This window comes from Nocardia sp. NBC_01329, from assembly GCF_035956715.1.
Lineage (GTDB): Bacteria > Actinomycetota > Actinomycetes > Mycobacteriales > Mycobacteriaceae > Nocardia.
Window position 1 is genome coordinate 4,375,943 of the sequence record NZ_CP108381.1, and the last position, 18,506, is coordinate 4,394,448.

Sequence of the window (18,506 nt, forward strand, 5' to 3'; positions counted from 1 at the left end):
ACGGGCGCCGTGCCGAGAAACAGATGGCCGAGAAACCTTTCCTCGCTTCAGGACCCACGCTCAACGCTCACCGCCGCCGCCATGAACTCGCGGCCCTCGGCGACGACCCGAACATCGACCTGCTGGTTATCGGCGGCGGGGTGACCGGCGCCGGAGTCGCGCTCGACGCGGTCACTCGGGGCCTGCGCACAGTGCTGGTCGAACGCCACGATCTCGCCCACGGGACCAGCCGGTGGAGCTCGAAGCTGGTACACGGCGGGCTGCGCTACCTGGCGAGCGGCAAGGTCGCGATCGCGCACGAGAGTGCGGTGGAACGCGGAATCCTGCTGCGCCGCACCGCCCCCCACCTGGTGCGACCCCTACCGCAGCTGGTCCCCCTGCTCCCGGAGATCGGGTTCTCCACCCGGGCCCTGATCCGCGCGGGCTTTCTGGCCGGTGACGCCCTGCGCGCGGGCGCGGGTACCCCGGCCGGGCTGCTGCCGCGGTCCCGGCGGGTGACCCGGGCCGAGGCCCTACGGCTGGCGCCGACAGTGCGACAGCACGGATTACGCGGCGGCCTGCAAGCCTGGGACGGGCAACTCGTGGACGACGCGCGGCTGGTGGTGGCGCTGGCGCGCACGGCCGCCGCCCACGGCGCGACGGTGCTGACCCGGGTCGCTGCCGAAGAGGCCACCGGCGACCGGGCCGTCCTGCGCGACACCCTGACCGGCGAAACACTGGAGGTGCGGGCCGGAGCCGTGGTGAACGCGACCGGCGTCTGGGCGGACCAGGTCGATACCCGTATCGAGCTGCGACCCAGCCGGGGCACCCATCTGGTATTCGATGCCGCGGCCTTCGGGGGACTCACCGCGGCGCTCACCGTACCGGTGCCCGGCACGGTCGGCCGCTTCATCTTCGCCCTGCCCGCTCCGCACGGCCGGGTCTACCTGGGCTTGACCGACGAGGACGCCCCCGGGCCGGTGTCCGACGAACCGCAGCCCACCGGCGCCGAGATCGACTTCCTGCTCGACACCGTAAACACGGTGCTGCGTATCCCGCTGACCCACACCGATATCCGCGGTAGTTACGCCGGCCTACGGCCGCTGCTGCGTACAGCGGAGGACAGCACAGCCGATATTTCGCGGGAACACGCTGTGCTCACCGCGCCGAGCGGACTGGTGACGGTGGTCGGCGGCAAACTCACCACCTACCGCAAGATGGCGCAGGACGCCGTCGACGCGGCAGTCGCATCCACCGGACTGCACGGGGGGCCGTGCCGGACCAAGGATCTTCCCTTGACAGGTGCGGTCCGCGGGGTTGCCCGGGACCGGCTCGCCGCGCCTCAGCTCCTCATCGAACGCTACGGCGCCGAGGCCCCCGCCGTCGTGGCCTTGGCCGCCACGAACCCCGAACTGGCCCGACCGGTCGCGCCCGGCGCGGATGTGCTGGCCGCGGAGTTCGTATGGTCGCTCGAGCAGGAAGGCGCCCTCGACGCCGGTGACCTGCTGGACCGCCGCACCCGCATCGGCCTGGTTCCGGCCGACCGCGCGGCCGCACTGGCCGCCGCCGAAGCCGCGGTGGCCGGCACCACCGTCTGACCTCAGGCGTATTCCCAGGTCCCGACAGCGGCCCACATACAGGAGCGGGGCCAGTGATCGAGACCGTGCGCGATCTCGGCCACCCGCAAAGCGCGCAACTGCGGGGTCTCCGCGGCCGGGTCGAGGTAGCGGAAACCCAACCGCCGATAGTAGGGCCCGTTCCACGGCACCTCGGTGAACGTGGTGAGGGTTATCGCGGGCAGCCGGTGCTCGGCGGCCCAGCTCACCGCGCGATCGATCAGGCGACGGCCGATCCCCGACCCGCGACAGTCGGGCAGTACCGATACCTGGTCGATATGCGCGTTCCCGTCGACGACGCTCACGATCAGGTAGCCCACCGGCCCCCGCGCCTCGTCCTCCCAGACCCAGGCACGGCCGTCCAGCACGAACTCACCCAATACCTCGGCCGCCAATGGTTCGTCACCGGCGACCGCATCCATGCCGACCGCGGCGAACGGTTCCCCCGCACGTACCTCGATCCCCTGCAGCACCGGGATATCCGCGGCACCGGCCGAACGGATCATCTCGCACCCGACCGGGAGACGCGCAACAGTTCCAGAACCTCGGCCCTGGTCCCGCGGGCCACGACCGCCGCCACCGGCTCGGGCGCGACCGGCCGTGCCCGCACCCCGTTCTGCGGATCGACGATTATCAGCGCGGTGCGCTCGTCCAGTGCGCGGAGCGGCATGAGGTCCTTCTTCCTGTTCCGTGTGCCACGGACGCCCCGGCCTCCCACCCGGAGATCCGTCGCAACCATCTCATACGCCGGGTAACGGATTCGCATCTATGCTGGATCCGGTAGTGCGCCAGGAAGGAGCCGCGGGTGCGCGTTGATACGTCCACAATCGGGATCGCACCGGGCGAAGGCCTGGTCGCTCGATTCGGTGATGTCGTGATCTATCTCGTGGGCGCCAATACGTCCACCGAGCGGATACTCGGCGCCGTCGAAGCCGTGGCGGACGTGGAGCACCCCGGTGCGGCCATCGCGCAGCGGCTCGCGGCCGTCGTCTTCGGCACCGGTTCCGAGCCGCCACCTTTCGGGCTGGTCGCGCCCACCGCCGACGGCACCCTGGTGCTGCTGCGCGGCCCGGTCTCCGCGATGATCTCCGGCGCGGAGGGCTCCCGGCGGCTCGTGGGCGCCCGCGCCTTCACCTGGGTAGACGAAATCGTGCGCGACCCGGTCCGAACACTGGCCGTGGGCCCCGGCTCCGACGGCCGGGTCACGCCGTATCCACGAACAGATCTGCGCGGCGGCGTAGTGCCCGGCGGCGGTTTCGTCATCGAGGCGGCAGTGCGCCGGAACAACAAGAACCGGAACCGCACGGCAACACCGGTGAAAAAGAACGTGACATCCTACGAACCCGTCGCGACCGCACCGGCCGGACTCGCGGCGAGCGAACCGGAACCGGACTCGCAGTCCGGCCCGCGGACCGGCCTCACCGAAGCTCCCACCCCCGAGCCGCTGCCCGGCACCCGGGCGTGGTCGGCCGCACCGGCATCGATGCGCGTCGAAGCCCAGCCGATCCGCCTGCGAAAAGAATCGCCGCGCCCCCCTCTGCACACCCCCGCGCCCACCGCCGCGCCCACCGCCGACCCTCAGCATGCGACCGCCCCCACCCTGGTCGCCGAGGACGGCACCGCCTACCCACTCGACCGCGCCTACGTCATCGGCCGCGGACCCTCGGTGGACGAATCGGTACGCCGCAAAACCGCAGCCCCTCTGGTCCTGCAGCGCGACCGGCACATCTCACGGGTACACGCCTACCTGTCGGTGAATTCGGGAAAGGTCTTCCTCCGCGACGCCGGAACCGCGGCCGGAACCTTCGTTTCCACCCCCGGCGAACCCCGCTGGACACGGATCAGTCAAACCCCGACCGAACTTCCCCCCGGCGGCCGGATCCGCATCAGCGAACAGGTCCTCACCTACAGTGTTTGATTGCCCCGCCTGCGGCGGGGCGGGTCGGGGCCCTATTAACCCCGGTTCTTCACTCCTACGCTCAGTCGCTGCGCTCCCTCGCTTCGTCGCTCCAGAACCGGGGCGGGCCCCGACTGTGTTCGATTGCCCCGCCTTCGGCGGGGCTGTCGGGGCCCTCGTGACCCCGGTTCTTCACTCCGGCGCTCAGTCGCTGCGCTCCTTCGCTCTGTCGCTCCAGAACCGGGGCGGGCCCCGACACTGAGGGCGACCATCCGCAGTAGACGCGAGGTGTGTGCTCGGATGGGTCGATCAACCCGGGTAGGGGTGCGTCGATGCGACCGCTGGCTGGTCGCCGCTCGCTGGAGACCGCAGCACACGCTCGGTCGCTGCACGCTCCACCTTTTCTCGCTACCCACCTCGGACCGAGCCGCGCCGCGCGAGTAACACCATCCGCAATACCGGAAATCACGCGTCGACCTGAAAACCGGGCCCACCTGGGCAGGATCACAACACTGTAAGTGCTCAACGGCCACCCTTCTGCGGATGGCCCACCGCACACCGCACAATGGACCATATGCACCGCAGCGCCCCGGCCGACGATATCGACGAGTCCGCCTTGACGGTCACCCCGCCGAAGGAGCAGGCGGCCGGGGTGACCGCGGTCGCCGTGGCGTTGCAACGTGCGGTCTCCGATATGGGGGTCGTCCGCACGGCGCGGACCCTGGCGCGGGTGAACCAGGTGCACGGGTTCGACTGTCCGGGCTGTGCCTGGCCCGAACCGACCGGTCACCGCCGGCCCGCCGAGTTCTGCGAGAACGGCGCCAAGGCCGTTGCCGAGGAGGCGACGCTCGAGACAGTGGGGCCCGAGTTCTTCGCCCGGTATTCGATCGCCGATCTCGCCGACCGGTCCGGGTACTGGCTGGGCCGTCAGGGCCGGCTCACTCATCCGATGGTGCTGCGTCCCGGCGATACCCACTACTCCGCCATTTCCTGGGCGGACGCCTACCGGCTCATCGCCGATCAACTCCGCGACCTGGACTCCCCCGACGAGGCCGTCTTCTACACCTCGGGCCGCACTGCCAACGAGACGGCGTTCCTCTACCAATTGATGGTTCGCAGCTTCGGGACCAACAATCTGCCCGACTGCAGCAATATGTGTCACGAATCCTCGGGCACCGCGCTCACCGGTTCGATCGGTATCGGCAAGGGCTCGGTGACCATCGACGATTTCGCGGCCGCCGACCTGATCCTGGTCGCGGGTCAGAATCCGGGCACCAATCATCCGCGCATGCTCAGCGCCCTCGCCGACGCCAAGAAAGCGGGCGCGCGCGTCGTCGCGATCAATCCGCTGCCCGAGACCGGGCTGATCGGTTTCCGCGATCCACAGACGGTGCGAGGCCTCACCACCGGTGTGGATATCGCCGACGATTTCCTGCAGATCCGCCTCGGCGGCGATATGGCCTTGTTCCAGGGTTTGGCGAAACTGCTGTTCGAGGCCGAGGACCGAGCCCCGGGCACCGTCCTGGATCGCGACTTCGTCGACGGCCACACCGCGGGTTTCGCCGACTACGAACGGCATATCCGCGGCGTCGACCTCGATACGGTGATCACCGCGACCGGACTGTCCCGCGACGAACTGGAACGCACCGCCGAACTCCTGGCCGGGTCGAAGAGCACCATCGTGTGCTGGGCTATGGGGCTCACCCAGCACACCCATGCCGTGGCCACCATCGAGGAAGCGGCCAATCTGCTGCTGGCCCGCGGCATGATCGGGAAGGCGGGCGCGGGCTTGTGCCCGGTCCGCGGGCATTCCAATGTGCAGGGCGACCGCACCATGGGTATCTGGGAGCAGGTGCCCGAATCCTTCCTCGGCGCGCTCGATCGCGAATTCGGTATCAGCAGTCCGCGAGCACACGGGTACGACACCGTCGCGGCGATCCGGGCACTGCGTGACGGCCACGCCCGTGTCTTCTTCGGTATGGGCGGTAATTTCGTCTCCGCCACCCCCGATACCGCGGTCACCGAAGCGGCGTTGCGCGGTTGCGCGCTGACCGTGCAGGTATCCACGAAACTCAACCGCAGCCACGTCGTCCACGGGGCCACGGCCTTGATCCTGCCGACCCTGGGTCGTACCGATCTGGATATCCAGAACGGTGTCCGGCAACAGGTTTCGGTGGAGGATTCGATGTCGATGGTGCATCTGTCCACCGGCCGGCTGAATCCGGTGGGCCCGGAACTGCGCAGTGAGGTCGCGATCGTCTGCGAACTCGCCCGCGAACTGCTGGGCCTCGCACACCCGGTGCCGTGGGAGCGGTTCCGCGGCGACTACGACCTCGTACGCGACGCCATCGCCCGGGTGGTGCCCGGTTGCGCCGATTACAACGCCCGGGTCCGGCAGCGCAACGGTTTCGTACTCCCGCATCCGCCGCGTGATTCCCGTGAATTCCGGACCGCCACCGGGAAGGCGAATTTCGCGGTGAACGAGCTGAGCTGGGTACCGGTCCCGGAGGGTCGGCTGATCCTGCAGACCCTGCGCAGCCACGACCAGTACAACACCACCATCTACGGTCTCGACGATCGCTATCGCGGGGTGCACCACGGACGCCGGGTGGTCCTGGTGAACGCCGCGGATATCGCCGAACTCGGTTTCCACGACGGCGACCTGGTCGACCTGGTCTCGGAGTGGACCGACGGGACCGACCGGCGGGTCGAGGGATTCCGGATGGTGGCCTATTCGACTCCCCGCGGTAATGCCGCCGCCTACTACCCCGAGACGAACCCGCTGGTACCCCTCGACCATGTGGCGGCGCGGTCGAACACTCCGGTCTCCAAGGCCGTCACCATCCGGCTCGAACCCCATATCCATCGCCTGCCCCATATCCATCGCACGCGATGAGCAGAGTCACCGCCCGGCGCCGGATGCGGCGGATCACCCCGTCCGGCGAGATCATCCGTCCCGACACGCTTGCCGTCGAAGAGCCGCTGGAGATCCGGATCCGCGGTGAATCGCTCACGGTCACCATGCGCACTCCCGGCCACGATATCGACCTGGTGCACGGTTTCCTCTTCGGTGAGACTCTCATCGCCGGGGCTGCCGATATCCACAGCGCCCGCTATTGCGCCGGTACCGACGAAGAGGGGCGCAACACCTACAACGTGCTGGATGTGGACCTGCACTCCCCGATCGTCCTCCCGGCCCGCCCGTTTCTGACGACCGGCGCCTGCGGTCTCTGCGGACGAACCGCGCTGGACGAGGTCCGGATGCGCACCCGGTATCCCTTGCCGCGGCCGGAACCACTGCTCGACGCCGCGGTACTGGCCGTGCTGCCGGACGGGCTGCGCAGCCGCCAGACGGTGTTCGACGCCACCGGCGGTCTGCACGCGGCCGGCCTGTTCACTGCGGCCGGGGAAGTCCTGGCGGTGCGCGAGGACATCGGCCGCAACAATGCCGTGGACAAGGTGATCGGCTGGGCGCTGCGCGAGAACCGCATCCCGGCTGCCGATCTCGTGCTGGTGGTCAGCGGACGCGCGTCGTTCGAACTGGCACAGAAGGCGGTTCTGGCCGGTGTCCCCGTCCTGGCCGCCGTTTCGGCCCCCAGTTCGCTGGCCGTCGATCTGGCCGAGGAATCCGGTCTCACCCTCGCGGGTTTCGTACGCGGGGAGACGATGAACATCTACAGCCATCCGGAGCGGATCCGCGGGTCCGCTCCCGCCGAGTGACCCGGGCCTGCACCGAATGGTTTCCGCCGCGACCGCTTCGGCCGGTTCCGCCCGCATCACCGGTCCTGCCCGCTATCGCGGCATCACGCCGGCATAGTCGGGCAGTTCGATATCGTCCTTGGCGTCGCCGGCGAACTTGTCCATGATGTCGAACCACCGTGACCCCAGGAACCAGTTACGCATACGCAGGCCCCGGGCCGTTTTCGGGGCCAGGAACGGACCCGGGCTGCTGTGGCCGCCGAGCTTCGCGTATCGGCGCATGATCTGCTCGTACCGGGCGAAGGCCGCGGTGTGGTCGCCCGATGCGGCGGCGAGTTCGCCGGCCAGTACGTAAGCTCCCACGAGCGCCAGACCGGTCCCGAAGCCTGCGAGCGTGTTCCCGTATGCGCTGTCGCCGACCAGAGCCACCCGTCCCGATACATAACTGGGCATGCGTACCCGTGCCAGGCCGTCCAGGTAGAAATCGTCGTATTCCGAGAGTTCGTCCAGCATCTCGGGTACCGCCCCACCCATACCGGTGAACCGGTCGACCAGTACGCGACGCTTCTCGGCGTCGTCGGCGAACTCGAGTTCGGGCGCGGCGAACATGTACATATGCTGTGCCTTGGGGCCACCGCGCACCGCGAGCCGCCCTGGTGTGTTGTACGCGAACGACATCCGTCGGCGCGGCCCGCCGGCGCGTTCCCCGGCGAGCGGTTCCCCGGCTATGGCGTAGTAGTAGCCGCGGTGCCGGACGAACTTCGCTTCCGGCCCGAATACCAGGCAGCGCACCCGCGAATGGATACCGTCCGCACCGACGACCAGGTCGAACCGGCGTGCCGGACCGTGTTCGAATTCGACCTCCACGCCAGCGGCCGTATCGCGCAGTGCACTGATCGAATCACCGAACACATAGCTGCAACGCCGGGCCGTGAGCCCGTAGAGGATCTCGGCGAGATCGCCGCGCAGGATTTCGACATCGCCACCGCTGAAATCGCCGGACATGCGCGCCTGTTCTCGCCCGTCGGTGTCGACGAAGACCGTATCGGTGGCGCCGGTACTACGTCGGCGGATCTCGTCGTATACGCCCATTCGCTCGAGCACCGTGCGTTGTACGGCCCCCTTGAAATCGACGGCCTGACCACCCGGTCGTAGCGCTGAAGCGCGCTCGACCACGGTGACGTCGAATCCGTGCCGCTCGAGCCAGTAGGCGAGCGCGGGGCCGGCGATGCTCGCCCCGGAGACGAGAACGGTGCGGTTCTGCATGACGAACTCCATCCATGATATGCGTCCGTAAGAAACTGTTTCCGACGGACGCCAATTAGCGTATGGTAGACACAGTTCCACGTCAACCCACTCCGAAAGGCACCCGATGGCGACGCCGACCGTGCTCGAGCTGCTCTGGGGAACCGACCGGCGACCGACCCGGGGCCCCAAACCCACCCTCACCCGGTCCGCGATCATCGCCGCGGCGGTCGAACTGGCCGATGCCGAAGGCCTGGCCGCCCTCTCCATGCAGCGGCTGGCCGATCGGCTCGGCTACACCAAGATGTCGCTGTACCGCCACCTGCCGGGCAAGGCCGAACTGACCGCCTTGATGGTGGAAGAGGCCATGAGCGACCTACCGGCGCTGGACACCTCCGGCCCCGAACCATGGCGCAGCGGCCTGCGGTCCTGGGCACTGCTGACTTTCGAGCGCTACCGGCGCCACCCCTGGGTGATGGAACTACTGGCCGGCGCGCGACCGATGGGTCCCAACGAACTGGGCTGGACCGAGGCCGCGCTGGAGGCGGCGGCCGATATCGACCTGACCGGACCGGAACGGCTCGATACGCTCGTCGTGCTGAACGGGCACGTGCGCAGCCTGGCGCAGCAGGTCGTGGGCCCCGGTGCCACCGAGGGAGAATTCACCGGCGCGATGGCCGCCGCACTGGAATTGGCGGACGGCCGGTTTCCGCAGTTGGTCGCGGCGATATCGGAACCCTCGGCACCCGCCGGACCACCGGCCCGCACACCGCAACGCGATGCCGCCCTCGAATTCGGAACGGAACGCATTCTCGACGGGGTAGCGGCACTGCTCGCCGAACGCGGTATCCGACGGGAGTGACCCGAATTTCCGGGCCGTCCGGCTCCGGATTTCCGGGCAGTCCCGTCCCGGCTACCGGAAGGACGCGGCGCTCACATTCCGGGCAACCTAATTCCCCGCTCGGCCGCGAGCCGGGACAATTTCTCCGCCTCATCGATGGCGACCGCGACGTAGGTACGCAATCCGTCGTCGTCGCGGCGCAACAAGTACTCGTAGTCGCTGTCGGTGAGCAGCCCGTCGTCGCTGTCGTAGAAATGCCAGCGCACTCGCGCCCGGACCAGTGAACCGGTCAGCTCCGCGTAATCGATCACCGTGTGGTCGACGCGCGTCAATCCGAGCATCTGGTAAATGGGATGGGCTTGCGCCAGCCCGCGGGCCATCTCTTCGCGTGAATGCAGCGAACCGACGAAATCGTCGCCGACAATGGTGCCCGGAGTCCCCCAGAGCGCGGCCGTGCGTTCGGCGTCGTAGGCGCTCAGCGCGGATTGATATTCGTCGAGGAACGCTTCGAGTTCTTCGCGGATAGCCATACGGCCACGGTATCCACACTCCCGTGTTCGAGGCCGCGAACCGCCCGAACCGATACGCCGATCGGCGCCCATGATCGTGCACGGCGGCTCGCGACAGCCACCCGCCGGGCCACGCCGGTCGTTTCACCGACCGGCTCGGCCACGGCCGGAGTTCGGAGCGTCCGAGCCGGACGCTCCCCCTCCTCAGTTGGCCAGCGCCTCCAGCAGCGCCGCCCGCTGACGGGCGCCCAGCCCGCCGATCCGGCGATCCTCCGGGATATCCGCCTGGTCCATCAGCTTGGCGGCCTTCACCGGGCCGACGCCGGGCAGCGCCTTGATCACGGCGACCACCTTCGTCTTCTTGACCAGTTCATCACTATCGGCCTTGCGCAGCAGGTCGGCGACAGAGACTTTGCCGTCTTTCACCTGACCGATCAGTTCGGAGCGCGCCTTGCGCACCGCCGCCGCTTTGGCCAGAGCCTCCGTGCGTTGTTCCGCGGTCATCGTTGGCAGTGCCATATCTCCTCCGCTTTCACTCATCGCTCGAACATCTGGTTGACCGGGTCGATTCAACATCACAATACCGACACCGAACGACCGACACACCGTCCGGACCTGCAGTCATAGCAATGATTTCTGATTCGCTCACCGGGCGAGCACCCCGATCGCGAGTGCCCGGACAATGGGATCCGGCGCAGAATTCCGCCTGGAACACGTAACACTCGAAGCGTTCACTGCGAAATTATCAGCAGACACATAACTGCACGGCGGCGGTTCAACGACGAACCGAGGGGTCAGCGGCGATACCCGCCCGTCCTGCAATCCCAGTGTCTCTACCAGGCATTTTTCCCACCACAACGCAGTGGAGGGCATATGTGCGAATATCCTGTTGCGCGCCGATTCGGTTACCGGCCGCACAAGCAACTGCTACGCTCCCGAACCTAGAACACGTTTCAATTTGATAGGAGTTGTGATGGCACGGGAGATCCGCGACGTAGTCGAGCAGTACGTGAAACTCGTCGGTGCGGGGCCGACCGCAGATATCGTCGATCTCTATGCCCCCGACGCCGTGATCGAGGACCCGATCGGCACCGAACCCAAACAAGGGCACGATGCCATCCGCGAGTTCTACGACGTGATCGCGAGCCTCGAACGGGAAACGAGCCTCGCCCCGGAGACCGTACGGATCGCCGGAAACCACGCCGCCTTCGTGTTCACCCTCGTGACCAGGGCAGGCGGGCACCGCATGACACTGAGCCCGATCGATGTCATGGAGTTCGACGACGAAGGCCGGATCACCCGGATGCGCGCCTATTGGAGCGCCGACGATATGTCCGTCGAACCCGAATGACCCGCGATATGGCGGCTCGACTGCGCTGAGCCGCCATATCGCCTTGCCCCGGAGCCGCCTACGACCGGCCTGGCCCGCACCGCGCACCCGGCATAGCCTGATCACAGGGCACGAGTGCGCTCGGCCGTCACCGTAGGCGCTCCGGGGCGTCACGCCGCGGGTCGCTATCTCGTCCGAGTTGCAGGGACAACAAACCCCACCTCAGGAGGAGACCCGATGAGTACTTCCCGCATTCCCGCCGTGGCCCCCGAGAACGCCGGGCCGCTGACCAGAGCGCTGTACTGGTTCGCCAAGCGCAAGGTCGGCGAAGTCCCCGAACCATTCGCCGTCGGCGCCCACCACACCGGAATCCTGATCGCCGGCGGGGTACACGAAATGCTCGCCGAGAAGGTGTCGAAGAAACTGCCGGCCAATATCCGTGAAATCGCGGTCTACCGCACGGCATGGACCGTCGGCTGCTCGTGGTGCGTCGACTTCGGCACCATGCTGCAACGACTGGACGGCCTGGATATCGACCGTCTCCAGCACATCGCCGATTACGAGACCTCACCGCACTACACCGACGACGAACGCGCGGCCATCGCCTATGCCGACGCCATGACCGCCACCCCGATGACCGTCACCGACGAGCAGGTGGCCGACCTGGAGAAACGATTCGGCCGCGCGGGAGTCGTCGAACTGACCTATCAAATCGCCCTGGAGAACTCCCGGGCCCGCAACAACCACGCCCTGGGAATCACCGCCCAGGGATTCAGCACCGATTCCTGCCGGGTGCCGTGGGCGTGAGCCCGGATCGAATTCGGGCGTGAGCCCGGATCCGATTCGCGCGTGAGCCCGGATCCGATTCGCGCGTGAGCCCGGATCGGATTCGGGCGGCGTGAGCCCGGCTCAGATGACCCAGCACGCGTAGCCGATGTGCTCCCCGCGGCCGACGAACACCTGCACATAGGGGGCCTGATCGTTCCCACCGGTCGGCTGGACCGCCTGCAGGGTGTGGTCACCCTCGTAGGCGGGCACCCAGTGCACCAGCCCCAGCCCACCGCCGTCGGGCGGGACCGTCGCGAACGGAACCCCGTTGTCCAGGAAAGTCACCTCGGTGACCGCCTCACTCAGCCAGGCCCGCACGGTGTAGCTGCAACCGGTGCCGTAGTTCGTCCGGATACCGGCGTTCAGATCCGGTGTCACACTGACCTCGCGCACGGTCGCGGCAGCCGGGGCCGCGGTGAACAGCCACGGGATCGATACGATCGCCGCCAGCGACAGCAGAACGCCCACGCGGATCGACCGCGTGGGCGTATCGGCGTCAGCGCGCCGCTCGAACCTGATGCCTTGCACAAGCAGCCGTGTCACCATGACCTGCTCCTACATCGCACGAATGTCGGGGGCCACCGAGATTACTGCGGGCCGGCTCCGGACCGGCTCCGTTCCCGCATCGGAACGATTGCGGATCTGTCAGGCCGACTTGTCGCGGCGCTCCGGACGCTCCCGCTTGCGCGGCACGATGGTGGGCAGCACATTGTCGTTCACGGTATCCGCGTCGACGACGACCTTGGCCACATCGTCGCGGCTCGGGATATCGAACATCACCTGCTGCAGGACTTCCTCCATGATGGCGCGCAGACCACGTGCGCCGGTACCGCGCAGAATGGCCTGATCGGCCACGGCCTCGAGCGCGTCACGGGTGAACTCCAGATCTACGCCGTCCATCTCGAACAGCCGGATGTACTGCTTCACCAGGGCGTTCTTCGGTTCGGACAGGATCTTCACCAGCGAGTCCTTGTCCAGGTTGGTCACCGAAGCCACCACCGGCAACCGGCCGATGAACTCGGGGATCAGACCGAACTTGATCAGATCCTCCGGCATCACCTCGGAGAAATGATCGGTGGTGTCGATCTCGGCCTTCGACCGCACCTCGGCACCGAACCCGATACCGCGGTGACCCGTACGGTCGGAGATGATCTTCTCCAGACCCGCGAACGCGCCCGCCACGATGAACAACACGTTGGTGGTGTCGATCTGGATGAACTCCTGATGCGGATGCTTGCGCCCACCCTGCGGCGGCACACTCGCCTGGGTGCCCTCCAGGATCTTCAGAAGCGCCTGCTGCACACCCTCACCGGAGACATCCCGAGTGATCGACGGGTTCTCGCTCTTACGCGCGATCTTGTCGACCTCGTCGATGTAGATGATCCCGGTCTCGGCGCGCTTGACGTCGTAATCGGCGGCCTGGATGAGTTTGAGGAGAATGTTCTCGACGTCCTCACCCACGTAACCGGCTTCGGTGAGCGCGGTGGCATCGGCGATCGCGAACGGCACATTCAGCATTTTCGCCAGCGTCTGCGCCAGATAGGTCTTACCGCAACCGGTGGGACCGAGCATCAGAATATTGGACTTCGCCAACTCGACGCTTTCCCCGCGCGCGTCACGACCCTTGTCGCCGGCCTGAATACGCTTGTAATGGTTGTACACCGCGACCGCGAGCGTGCGTTTGGCTGTGTCCTGCCCGATTACGTAGTTCTCCAGGAAATCCCGGATCTCCGCGGGTTTGGGCAACTCATCGAGTTTGACCTCGCTGGATTCGGCCAGCTCCTCTTCGATGATCTCGTTGCACAGATCGATGCACTCGTCGCAGATGTACACCCCTGGTCCCGCAATGAGCTTCTTGACCTGCTTCTGGCTCTTTCCGCAGAACGAGCATTTGAGCAGATCGCCGCCGTCGCCGATGCGCGCCATCTCGTGGGTCCCTACTTCCTTGTTCGCGTGCAACCATCCGTCCAGCTTCCAGCCGACCGCCGCCTGCGGTGGAGCGAATCCGGATCGATCACCCGGATAGAAGGGCGGTGCTGTCAACCGGGAACAAAGGTCCCTGGGTTTGACCGTACCCGGTGTGTGCGATGGAGGTCGACAACTCGGGCAGGTTTCTCGTCGCGGTTGTGCGGGGATTCACGCGGATACCGCGTCGCGGCACGTTTTCTCCGATACCGGACCACCCGGGGTGTGTCGGGAAACGTCGCGTGGAATCACCGCGGCCGGGGCCCGCTGCCCCGACCGGTCCGGCGTACCACTCACGCGGCGCGCCGGACCCGGATACGCCTCACTTCTGGGCGCTGAGCTTGCGGTAGTCGAACACCGTATCGATGATCCCGTACTCCTTGGCATCCTCGGCCGTCAGGATCTTGTCACGGTCGGTGTCCTTGCGGATGACCTCTGCGTCCTTGCCCGTGTGCCGGGCCAGGGTGGCCTCCATCAACCGGCGCATCCGCTCGATCTCGGCCGCCTGGATCTCCAGATCCGAAACCTGCCCCTGGATACCGCCCTCGACCGACGGCTGATGGATCAGCACGCGCGCATTGGGCAGGCAGGCACGCTTACCGGGGGTGCCGGCCGCCAGCAGCACCGCCGCCGCCGAAGCCGCCTGCCCGAGGCAGACGGTCGCGACATCGGCACGCACGTATTGCATGGTGTCGTAGATCGCCATCAGCGAGGTGAACGAACCACCCGGCGAATTGATGTACATCGTGATATCACGATCGGGATCCAGCGATTCGAGCACCAGCAGCTGCGCCATGATGTCGTTGGCCGACGCGTCGTCGACCTGCACGCCGAGGAAGATGATGCGTTCCTCGAACAGCTTGTTGTACGGGTTGGATTCCTTGACGCCGAAACTCGAATGCTCGATGAACGACGGCAGGATGTAGCGCGACTGCGGGCCCGCCGGGGCGATACCGCCGAGGCCACGAGAATCGTTCGGATTGGCCATATTCGTCTCCAAGTCTGTGAGTGAGCTGTCCGCCGGACGGATTCGCGAACCCCGGGCCGGATTCACGAACGCCGCCCTAGTTGCTGCCCGTGCCGCCCGCCTGGCGCGCATTGGTGATCACACGGTCGATGAAGCCGTACTCCAGCGCCTGGTCGGGCGTGAACCAGCGGTCGCGGTCGGCGTCGGCATTGATCTGCTCCACCGGCTTGCCGGTGTGCATCGCCTGCAACTCGTTCAGCTCACGCTTGGTATAAGCGAACTGCTCGGCCATGATCGCGATATCCGCGGCGGAACCGCCGATACCGGCGGACGGCTGATGCATCATGATCCGGGTGTGCGGCAGCGCGAAACGCTTTCCCGGCGCGCCCGCGGTCAGCAAGAACTGCCCCATGGACGCGGCCAGACCCATCGCGGTGGTCGCGATATCGCATTCGGCGTACTGCATGGTGTCGTAGATCGCCATACCCGCGTTCACCGACCCGCCGGGCGAGTTGATGTAAAGCGAAATATCTTTGGTCGGGTCCTCCGCCGACAGCAGCAGGATCTGCGCGCAAATCTTGTTCGCGATGTCATCGTCGACCTGGGTGCCGAGAAAGATGATGCGCTCTCGCAGCAGGCGCTCGTACACAGAATCGCTGAGATTGAGCCCAGCGGTCGGAGCTGTCATGACCTCGGCTTGGTTGATTGTCACGGATACCTGCCTTCTCTCGCCGGCTCGTTGCTGTCACAAACATTAACGAAGCAGGGCGGCACCGAACTCCCGGTACCACCCCGATTCGCTCAGAGCGCAATATTGATGGCGCCGCCTCCGGCGACGCATGGTCGGGGCCCTCGTGACCCCGGTTCTTCACTCCTACGCTCAGTCGCTGCGCTCCTTCGCTTCGTCGCTCCAGAACCGGGGCGGGCCCCGACCACGAATGCTGACCATCCGGAGTAGACGAAAGGTTCGCACGGAGGTGCGCATCCACCGAGCTGGGCGTGCCCACAGCACTGTAGGTGCTCAAAGGGTTCCCGGCGGGTGACCGACCGGACGCGCTGCGGGGACGACGAAGCCCCGGCCCCCTCGGCGTGCGCGTACCGGTGACAGTCCTCGATCGTGTTCTGTCTCCGGATGGCCAACACCGCCTCAGGTCCCAGGGCTTCCCGTACGCAAATCCTCGAGTGGTTTACTCCTCGTCCGCGGAGTCCTCGGTCGCCTCGTCGGCGGCGTCGGATTCCTTGGCGTTGCCGAACATCTCGTCGGTGTCGACCTTGTTGCCCTCGGAATCGGTGACAGTCACCCGGCCGACAACTTCCGCCAGGGCCTTGCCGCGACGGACGTCGGCGAATACGGCGCCGAGCTGGCCGGCCTGCTGCACCTGCTGGATGAACTGCTCGGGGGCCATTCCATAGCGCTGGGCCTGGAACAGGATGCGCTCGGTGAGCTCTTCCTGGCCTACCTGGGTGCCCTCGGCCTCGGCGACCGCGTCCAGCAGCAGCTGGGTCTTCACCGACTTCTCCGCGGCTTCCTTGGTATCGGCGTCGAACTCCTCGCGGCTCGAGCCCTGCTCTTCCAGCGCCTCGGCGAACTTGGCCTCGTCGTGGTCGAAACCGTGGATCGCGTCGTGTTCCACGGCGTCGATCTCGGCCTTCACCACGGCCTCGGGCAACGGCACCTCGACGCTGTCGAGCAGCTGCTCGAGCACCTTGTCGCGGATATCGCCGGCCTGCTGCACCTTCTTGACCCGCTCGACACGCGACCGCAGATCGTCCTTCAGCTCGTCGATGGTGTCGAATTCACTCGCGAGCTGGGCGAATTCGTCGTCGGCCTCGGGCAGTTCACGTTCCTTGACCGAACCGAGGGTCACCGTGATGACGGCTTCCCGGCCGGCGTGGTCGCCCGCGACCAGGGTGGAGGTGAACTCCTTGGACTCTCCGGCCGACAGCCCGATCAGGCTCTCGTCCAGGCCCTCGATGAGCTGACCGGACCCGACCTCGTGCGACAGACCGGTGGTCGCGGCCTCCGGCACCTCGTCACCGTCGACGGTGGCGGACAGATCGATGGAGACGAAATCGCCGTCCTGGACGGCACGCTCGACACTGTTCAGGGTGCCGAAACGCTGGCGCAGCGACTGCAGCTGCTCATCGATATCGGCATCGGTGATCTCGAGGGCATCCACCGTCACGGTGATGGTGCTGTAGTCCTCGGGCAGGGTGATCTCCGGCCGGACATCCACCTCGGCGGTGAAAGCCAGCTCCTGGCCGTCCTCGATCTTGGTGATCTCGATCTCCGGCTGGCCGATGACCTTCACGTCGGAGGTGGTGACGGCCTCGCTGTAGCGGCCGGGCAGGGCGTCGTTGACGACCTGCTCCAGGACCGCGCCACGGCCCAGGCGCGCCTCGAGCAGCTTGGCCGGCGCCTTGCCCGGACGGAAGCCGGGAATGCGCACCTGCTTGGCCAGGGCCTTGTAGGCGCGATCGAAGTCCGGCTTCAGCTCCTCGAAGGGCACCTCGACATTGATCCGGACCCGGGTCGGGCTCAGCTGCTCGACGGTGCTCTTCACGGACATGCTCCTCGTTCTCGTCGGTTCGTTTTCGCCGGCCCGCACGATATCCGTGCTGGTGGCCGGGTGATTGCGCGTGGTCTGGCGACGACGCGCGGGTACGCGCCCTCGGCGTACCGTCCGAAGCGGCGAGCACCTGCGGTTTCACGCGCTCGGGATACGCATCCCGACCAGGGTAGTTGACCGGGCTGGACGCCGGTCACCCGGTGGGTGCGCAGCTGTGACGCGCGGTCGGCGCCGGAAACTCAGTTCTGCGGAACGGCCACCGCGTCGGTGACGAACACCAGCGTTTCGTTCGGCTTCACCCCGTTGCCCCCGGCTCCGTAACCCAGGTCGGGCGGGACGATCAGCAACCGCCGGGCACCCTGCTGGACCCCCTCGAGGCCCTGTTCCCATCCGGGGATCACCATTCCGTCGCCGAGGGTGAGTTCGAAGGGTTCGCCGCGATCGAACGACGAGTCGAGCTGTTGTCGGTCCGACCAGGTGACCAGCGCGTAGTTCATGGTCAGCTGCTGTCCGGAGGCCGCACCGGGTCCGGATCCCGGGACCAGATCCTTGACCACCAGTTGTTTCGGCGGGTCGCAGTCGTCGGGAATGGTGATCTGCGGGACCTCGCCGAAGCCTCCTTTCACCTCGATATCGTCGGCCACGCATTCGCGGCCTTTCGATTCGGAGGGTGCGACCTGTCCGCCCGGCTGATCGGCCGCCGTGCTGGTTGTCGCGGTACCGCCGGTGTCGTCCGAGCCGCAGCCGGTGAGGCCGAACGCGGCCGCGCCGACGGCGGCGACAGCGATGATCCTGCCGATTGTCTGCATGCGCCGCACCCTACCGCCGCCGCATCGGACACTCGGGCGCGACGACTTCTTTCGTGTGGAGGTGATCGGGTCCGCGGTCGGGGCGAGCATCGCGGTGCGGTCGCCGGGTCTGTCCGTGCGCGAGCGCACCGCGTCTGTCCGTGCGCGAGCGCACCGCCGTCGAGACATATCGCGGCACACCTCCAGCTATCGTGGTGTCTGCCCGCGCTCGGCGTGCGGGCAGCCCGGTGCGACCACGACCTCCAGGAGGT

General features: G+C 67.0%; 18 protein-coding genes. 7 read left to right on the forward strand and 11 right to left on the reverse strand.

The window, feature by feature from the left end:
- Positions 1-23: 23 nt before the first annotated feature.
- Positions 24-1,577 (forward strand): glycerol-3-phosphate dehydrogenase/oxidase, encoded by a 1,554-nt coding sequence (locus tag OG405_RS19815; RefSeq protein ID WP_327147966.1) that lies wholly within the window; start codon positions 24-26, stop codon positions 1,575-1,577.
- Between the two features lie 2 nt (positions 1,578-1,579).
- Here OG405_RS19815 and OG405_RS19820 read toward each other — a convergent pair whose 3' ends face one another.
- Positions 1,580-2,101, reverse strand: coding sequence for a GNAT family N-acetyltransferase (locus tag OG405_RS19820; RefSeq protein ID WP_327147967.1), 522 nt, complete (start codon positions 2,099-2,101; stop codon positions 1,580-1,582).
- Positions 2,098-2,265, reverse strand: coding sequence for a hypothetical protein (locus OG405_RS19825; protein ID WP_327147968.1), 168 nt, complete (start codon positions 2,263-2,265; stop codon positions 2,098-2,100). The genes OG405_RS19820 and OG405_RS19825 overlap by 4 nt, the downstream gene beginning before the upstream one ends.
- A gap of 135 nt (positions 2,266-2,400) precedes the next feature.
- On the opposite strand from OG405_RS19825, the gene OG405_RS19830 reads away from it, so the two are divergent.
- The 3 genes from OG405_RS19830 to fdhD all read left to right on the forward strand — a co-directional run bounded on the left by OG405_RS19830 (position 2,401) and on the right by fdhD (position 7,212).
- A complete protein-coding gene (locus OG405_RS19830) occupies positions 2,401-3,513 on the forward strand; it encodes an FHA domain-containing protein (RefSeq protein WP_327147969.1) in 1,113 nt (370 codons plus the stop codon).
- Positions 3,514-4,066: 553 nt separating this feature from the next.
- Entirely contained in the window at positions 4,067-6,388 is a 2,322-nt protein-coding gene (locus OG405_RS19835; RefSeq protein WP_327147970.1) for an FdhF/YdeP family oxidoreductase, read from the forward strand.
- A complete protein-coding gene (gene fdhD / locus OG405_RS19840) occupies positions 6,385-7,212 on the forward strand; it encodes a formate dehydrogenase accessory sulfurtransferase FdhD (protein ID WP_327147971.1) in 828 nt (275 codons plus the stop codon). The genes OG405_RS19835 and fdhD overlap by 4 nt, the downstream gene beginning before the upstream one ends.
- Before the next feature lie 72 nt (positions 7,213-7,284).
- Here fdhD and OG405_RS19845 read toward each other — a convergent pair whose 3' ends face one another.
- Entirely contained in the window at positions 7,285-8,457 is a 1,173-nt protein-coding gene (locus OG405_RS19845) for an FAD-dependent monooxygenase (protein WP_327147972.1), read from the reverse strand.
- Positions 8,458-8,563: 106 nt separating this feature from the next.
- Here OG405_RS19845 and OG405_RS19850 point away from each other — a divergent pair, with 106 nt between their 5' ends.
- The gene (locus tag OG405_RS19850) at positions 8,564-9,298 is read left to right on the forward strand and encodes a TetR/AcrR family transcriptional regulator (RefSeq protein ID WP_327147973.1); all 735 of its coding nucleotides are present in this window, start codon (positions 8,564-8,566) and stop codon (positions 9,296-9,298) included.
- 71 nt (positions 9,299-9,369) lie between these two features.
- On the opposite strand, the gene OG405_RS19855 is transcribed toward OG405_RS19850, so the two are convergent.
- Both OG405_RS19855 and mihF read right to left on the reverse strand, forming a co-directional pair.
- Positions 9,370-9,807: a nuclear transport factor 2 family protein gene (locus OG405_RS19855; RefSeq protein WP_327147974.1), complete on the reverse strand. Its 438-nt coding sequence runs from the start codon at positions 9,805-9,807 to the stop codon at positions 9,370-9,372.
- 183 nt (positions 9,808-9,990) lie between these two features.
- Positions 9,991-10,305, reverse strand: coding sequence for an integration host factor, actinobacterial type (mihF, locus tag OG405_RS19860; RefSeq protein ID WP_030523251.1), 315 nt, complete (start codon positions 10,303-10,305; stop codon positions 9,991-9,993).
- A 454-nt stretch (positions 10,306-10,759) separates the two neighbouring features.
- On the opposite strand from mihF, the gene OG405_RS19865 reads away from it, so the two are divergent.
- A complete protein-coding gene (locus OG405_RS19865) occupies positions 10,760-11,137 on the forward strand; it encodes a nuclear transport factor 2 family protein (protein WP_327147975.1) in 378 nt (125 codons plus the stop codon).
- A gap of 216 nt (positions 11,138-11,353) precedes the next feature.
- Positions 11,354-11,923, forward strand: coding sequence for a carboxymuconolactone decarboxylase family protein (locus tag OG405_RS19870; RefSeq protein ID WP_327147976.1), 570 nt, complete (start codon positions 11,354-11,356; stop codon positions 11,921-11,923).
- 102 nt (positions 11,924-12,025) lie between these two features.
- Here OG405_RS19870 and OG405_RS19875 read toward each other — a convergent pair whose 3' ends face one another.
- From OG405_RS19875 to OG405_RS19900, 6 genes are all read right to left on the reverse strand, one after another.
- A complete protein-coding gene (locus OG405_RS19875; RefSeq protein WP_327147977.1) occupies positions 12,026-12,490 on the reverse strand; it encodes a hypothetical protein in 465 nt (154 codons plus the stop codon).
- Between the two features lie 99 nt (positions 12,491-12,589).
- Positions 12,590-13,870, reverse strand: a complete 1,281-nt coding sequence (gene clpX, locus OG405_RS19880; protein WP_058856531.1) for an ATP-dependent Clp protease ATP-binding subunit ClpX — start codon at positions 13,868-13,870, stop codon at positions 12,590-12,592.
- Between the two features lie 361 nt (positions 13,871-14,231).
- On the reverse strand, positions 14,232-14,897 hold the full coding sequence (locus OG405_RS19885) for an ATP-dependent Clp protease proteolytic subunit (RefSeq protein WP_327147978.1): 666 nt from the start codon (positions 14,895-14,897) through the stop codon (positions 14,232-14,234).
- Positions 14,898-14,973: 76 nt separating this feature from the next.
- Complete coding sequence (locus tag OG405_RS19890; RefSeq protein ID WP_030523257.1) at positions 14,974-15,564, reverse strand: ATP-dependent Clp protease proteolytic subunit; 591 nt, start codon at positions 15,562-15,564, stop codon at positions 14,974-14,976.
- A 499-nt stretch (positions 15,565-16,063) separates the two neighbouring features.
- Positions 16,064-17,440, reverse strand: a complete 1,377-nt coding sequence (gene tig / locus OG405_RS19895) for a trigger factor (RefSeq protein WP_327147979.1) — start codon at positions 17,438-17,440, stop codon at positions 16,064-16,066.
- Between the two features lie 245 nt (positions 17,441-17,685).
- Positions 17,686-18,255, reverse strand: coding sequence for an FKBP-type peptidyl-prolyl cis-trans isomerase (locus tag OG405_RS19900; RefSeq protein WP_327147980.1), 570 nt, complete (start codon positions 18,253-18,255; stop codon positions 17,686-17,688).
- Between the last annotated feature and the right edge of the window lie 251 nt (positions 18,256-18,506).

Coding starts and splice junctions, on each gene's coding strand:
- OG405_RS19850 (WP_327147973.1), top strand. CDS start 8,564: ATGGCGACGCCGACCGTGCTCGAGCTGCTCTGGGGAACCGACCGGCGA.
- OG405_RS19870 (WP_327147976.1), top strand. CDS start 11,354: ATGAGTACTTCCCGCATTCCCGCCGTGGCCCCCGAGAACGCCGGGCCG.
- fdhD (WP_327147971.1), top strand. CDS start 6,385: ATGAGCAGAGTCACCGCCCGGCGCCGGATGCGGCGGATCACCCCGTCC.
- clpX (WP_058856531.1), bottom strand. CDS start 13,870: ATGGCGCGCATCGGCGACGGCGGCGATCTGCTCAAATGCTCGTTCTGC.
- OG405_RS19900 (WP_327147980.1), bottom strand. CDS start 18,255: ATGCAGACAATCGGCAGGATCATCGCTGTCGCCGCCGTCGGCGCGGCC.
- OG405_RS19890 (WP_030523257.1), bottom strand. CDS start 15,564: ATGACAGCTCCGACCGCTGGGCTCAATCTCAGCGATTCTGTGTACGAG.
- OG405_RS19825 (WP_327147968.1), bottom strand. CDS start 2,265: ATGCCGCTCCGCGCACTGGACGAGCGCACCGCGCTGATAATCGTCGAT.
- OG405_RS19815 (WP_327147966.1), top strand. CDS start 24: ATGGCCGAGAAACCTTTCCTCGCTTCAGGACCCACGCTCAACGCTCAC.
- OG405_RS19820 (WP_327147967.1), bottom strand. CDS start 2,101: ATGATCCGTTCGGCCGGTGCCGCGGATATCCCGGTGCTGCAGGGGATC.
- mihF (WP_030523251.1), bottom strand. CDS start 10,305: ATGGCACTGCCAACGATGACCGCGGAACAACGCACGGAGGCTCTGGCC.
- OG405_RS19835 (WP_327147970.1), top strand. CDS start 4,067: ATGCACCGCAGCGCCCCGGCCGACGATATCGACGAGTCCGCCTTGACG.
- OG405_RS19845 (WP_327147972.1), bottom strand. CDS start 8,457: ATGCAGAACCGCACCGTTCTCGTCTCCGGGGCGAGCATCGCCGGCCCC.
- OG405_RS19885 (WP_327147978.1), bottom strand. CDS start 14,897: ATGGCCAATCCGAACGATTCTCGTGGCCTCGGCGGTATCGCCCCGGCG.
- OG405_RS19855 (WP_327147974.1), bottom strand. CDS start 9,807: ATGGCTATCCGCGAAGAACTCGAAGCGTTCCTCGACGAATATCAATCC.
- OG405_RS19875 (WP_327147977.1), bottom strand. CDS start 12,490: ATGGTGACACGGCTGCTTGTGCAAGGCATCAGGTTCGAGCGGCGCGCT.
- OG405_RS19865 (WP_327147975.1), top strand. CDS start 10,760: ATGGCACGGGAGATCCGCGACGTAGTCGAGCAGTACGTGAAACTCGTC.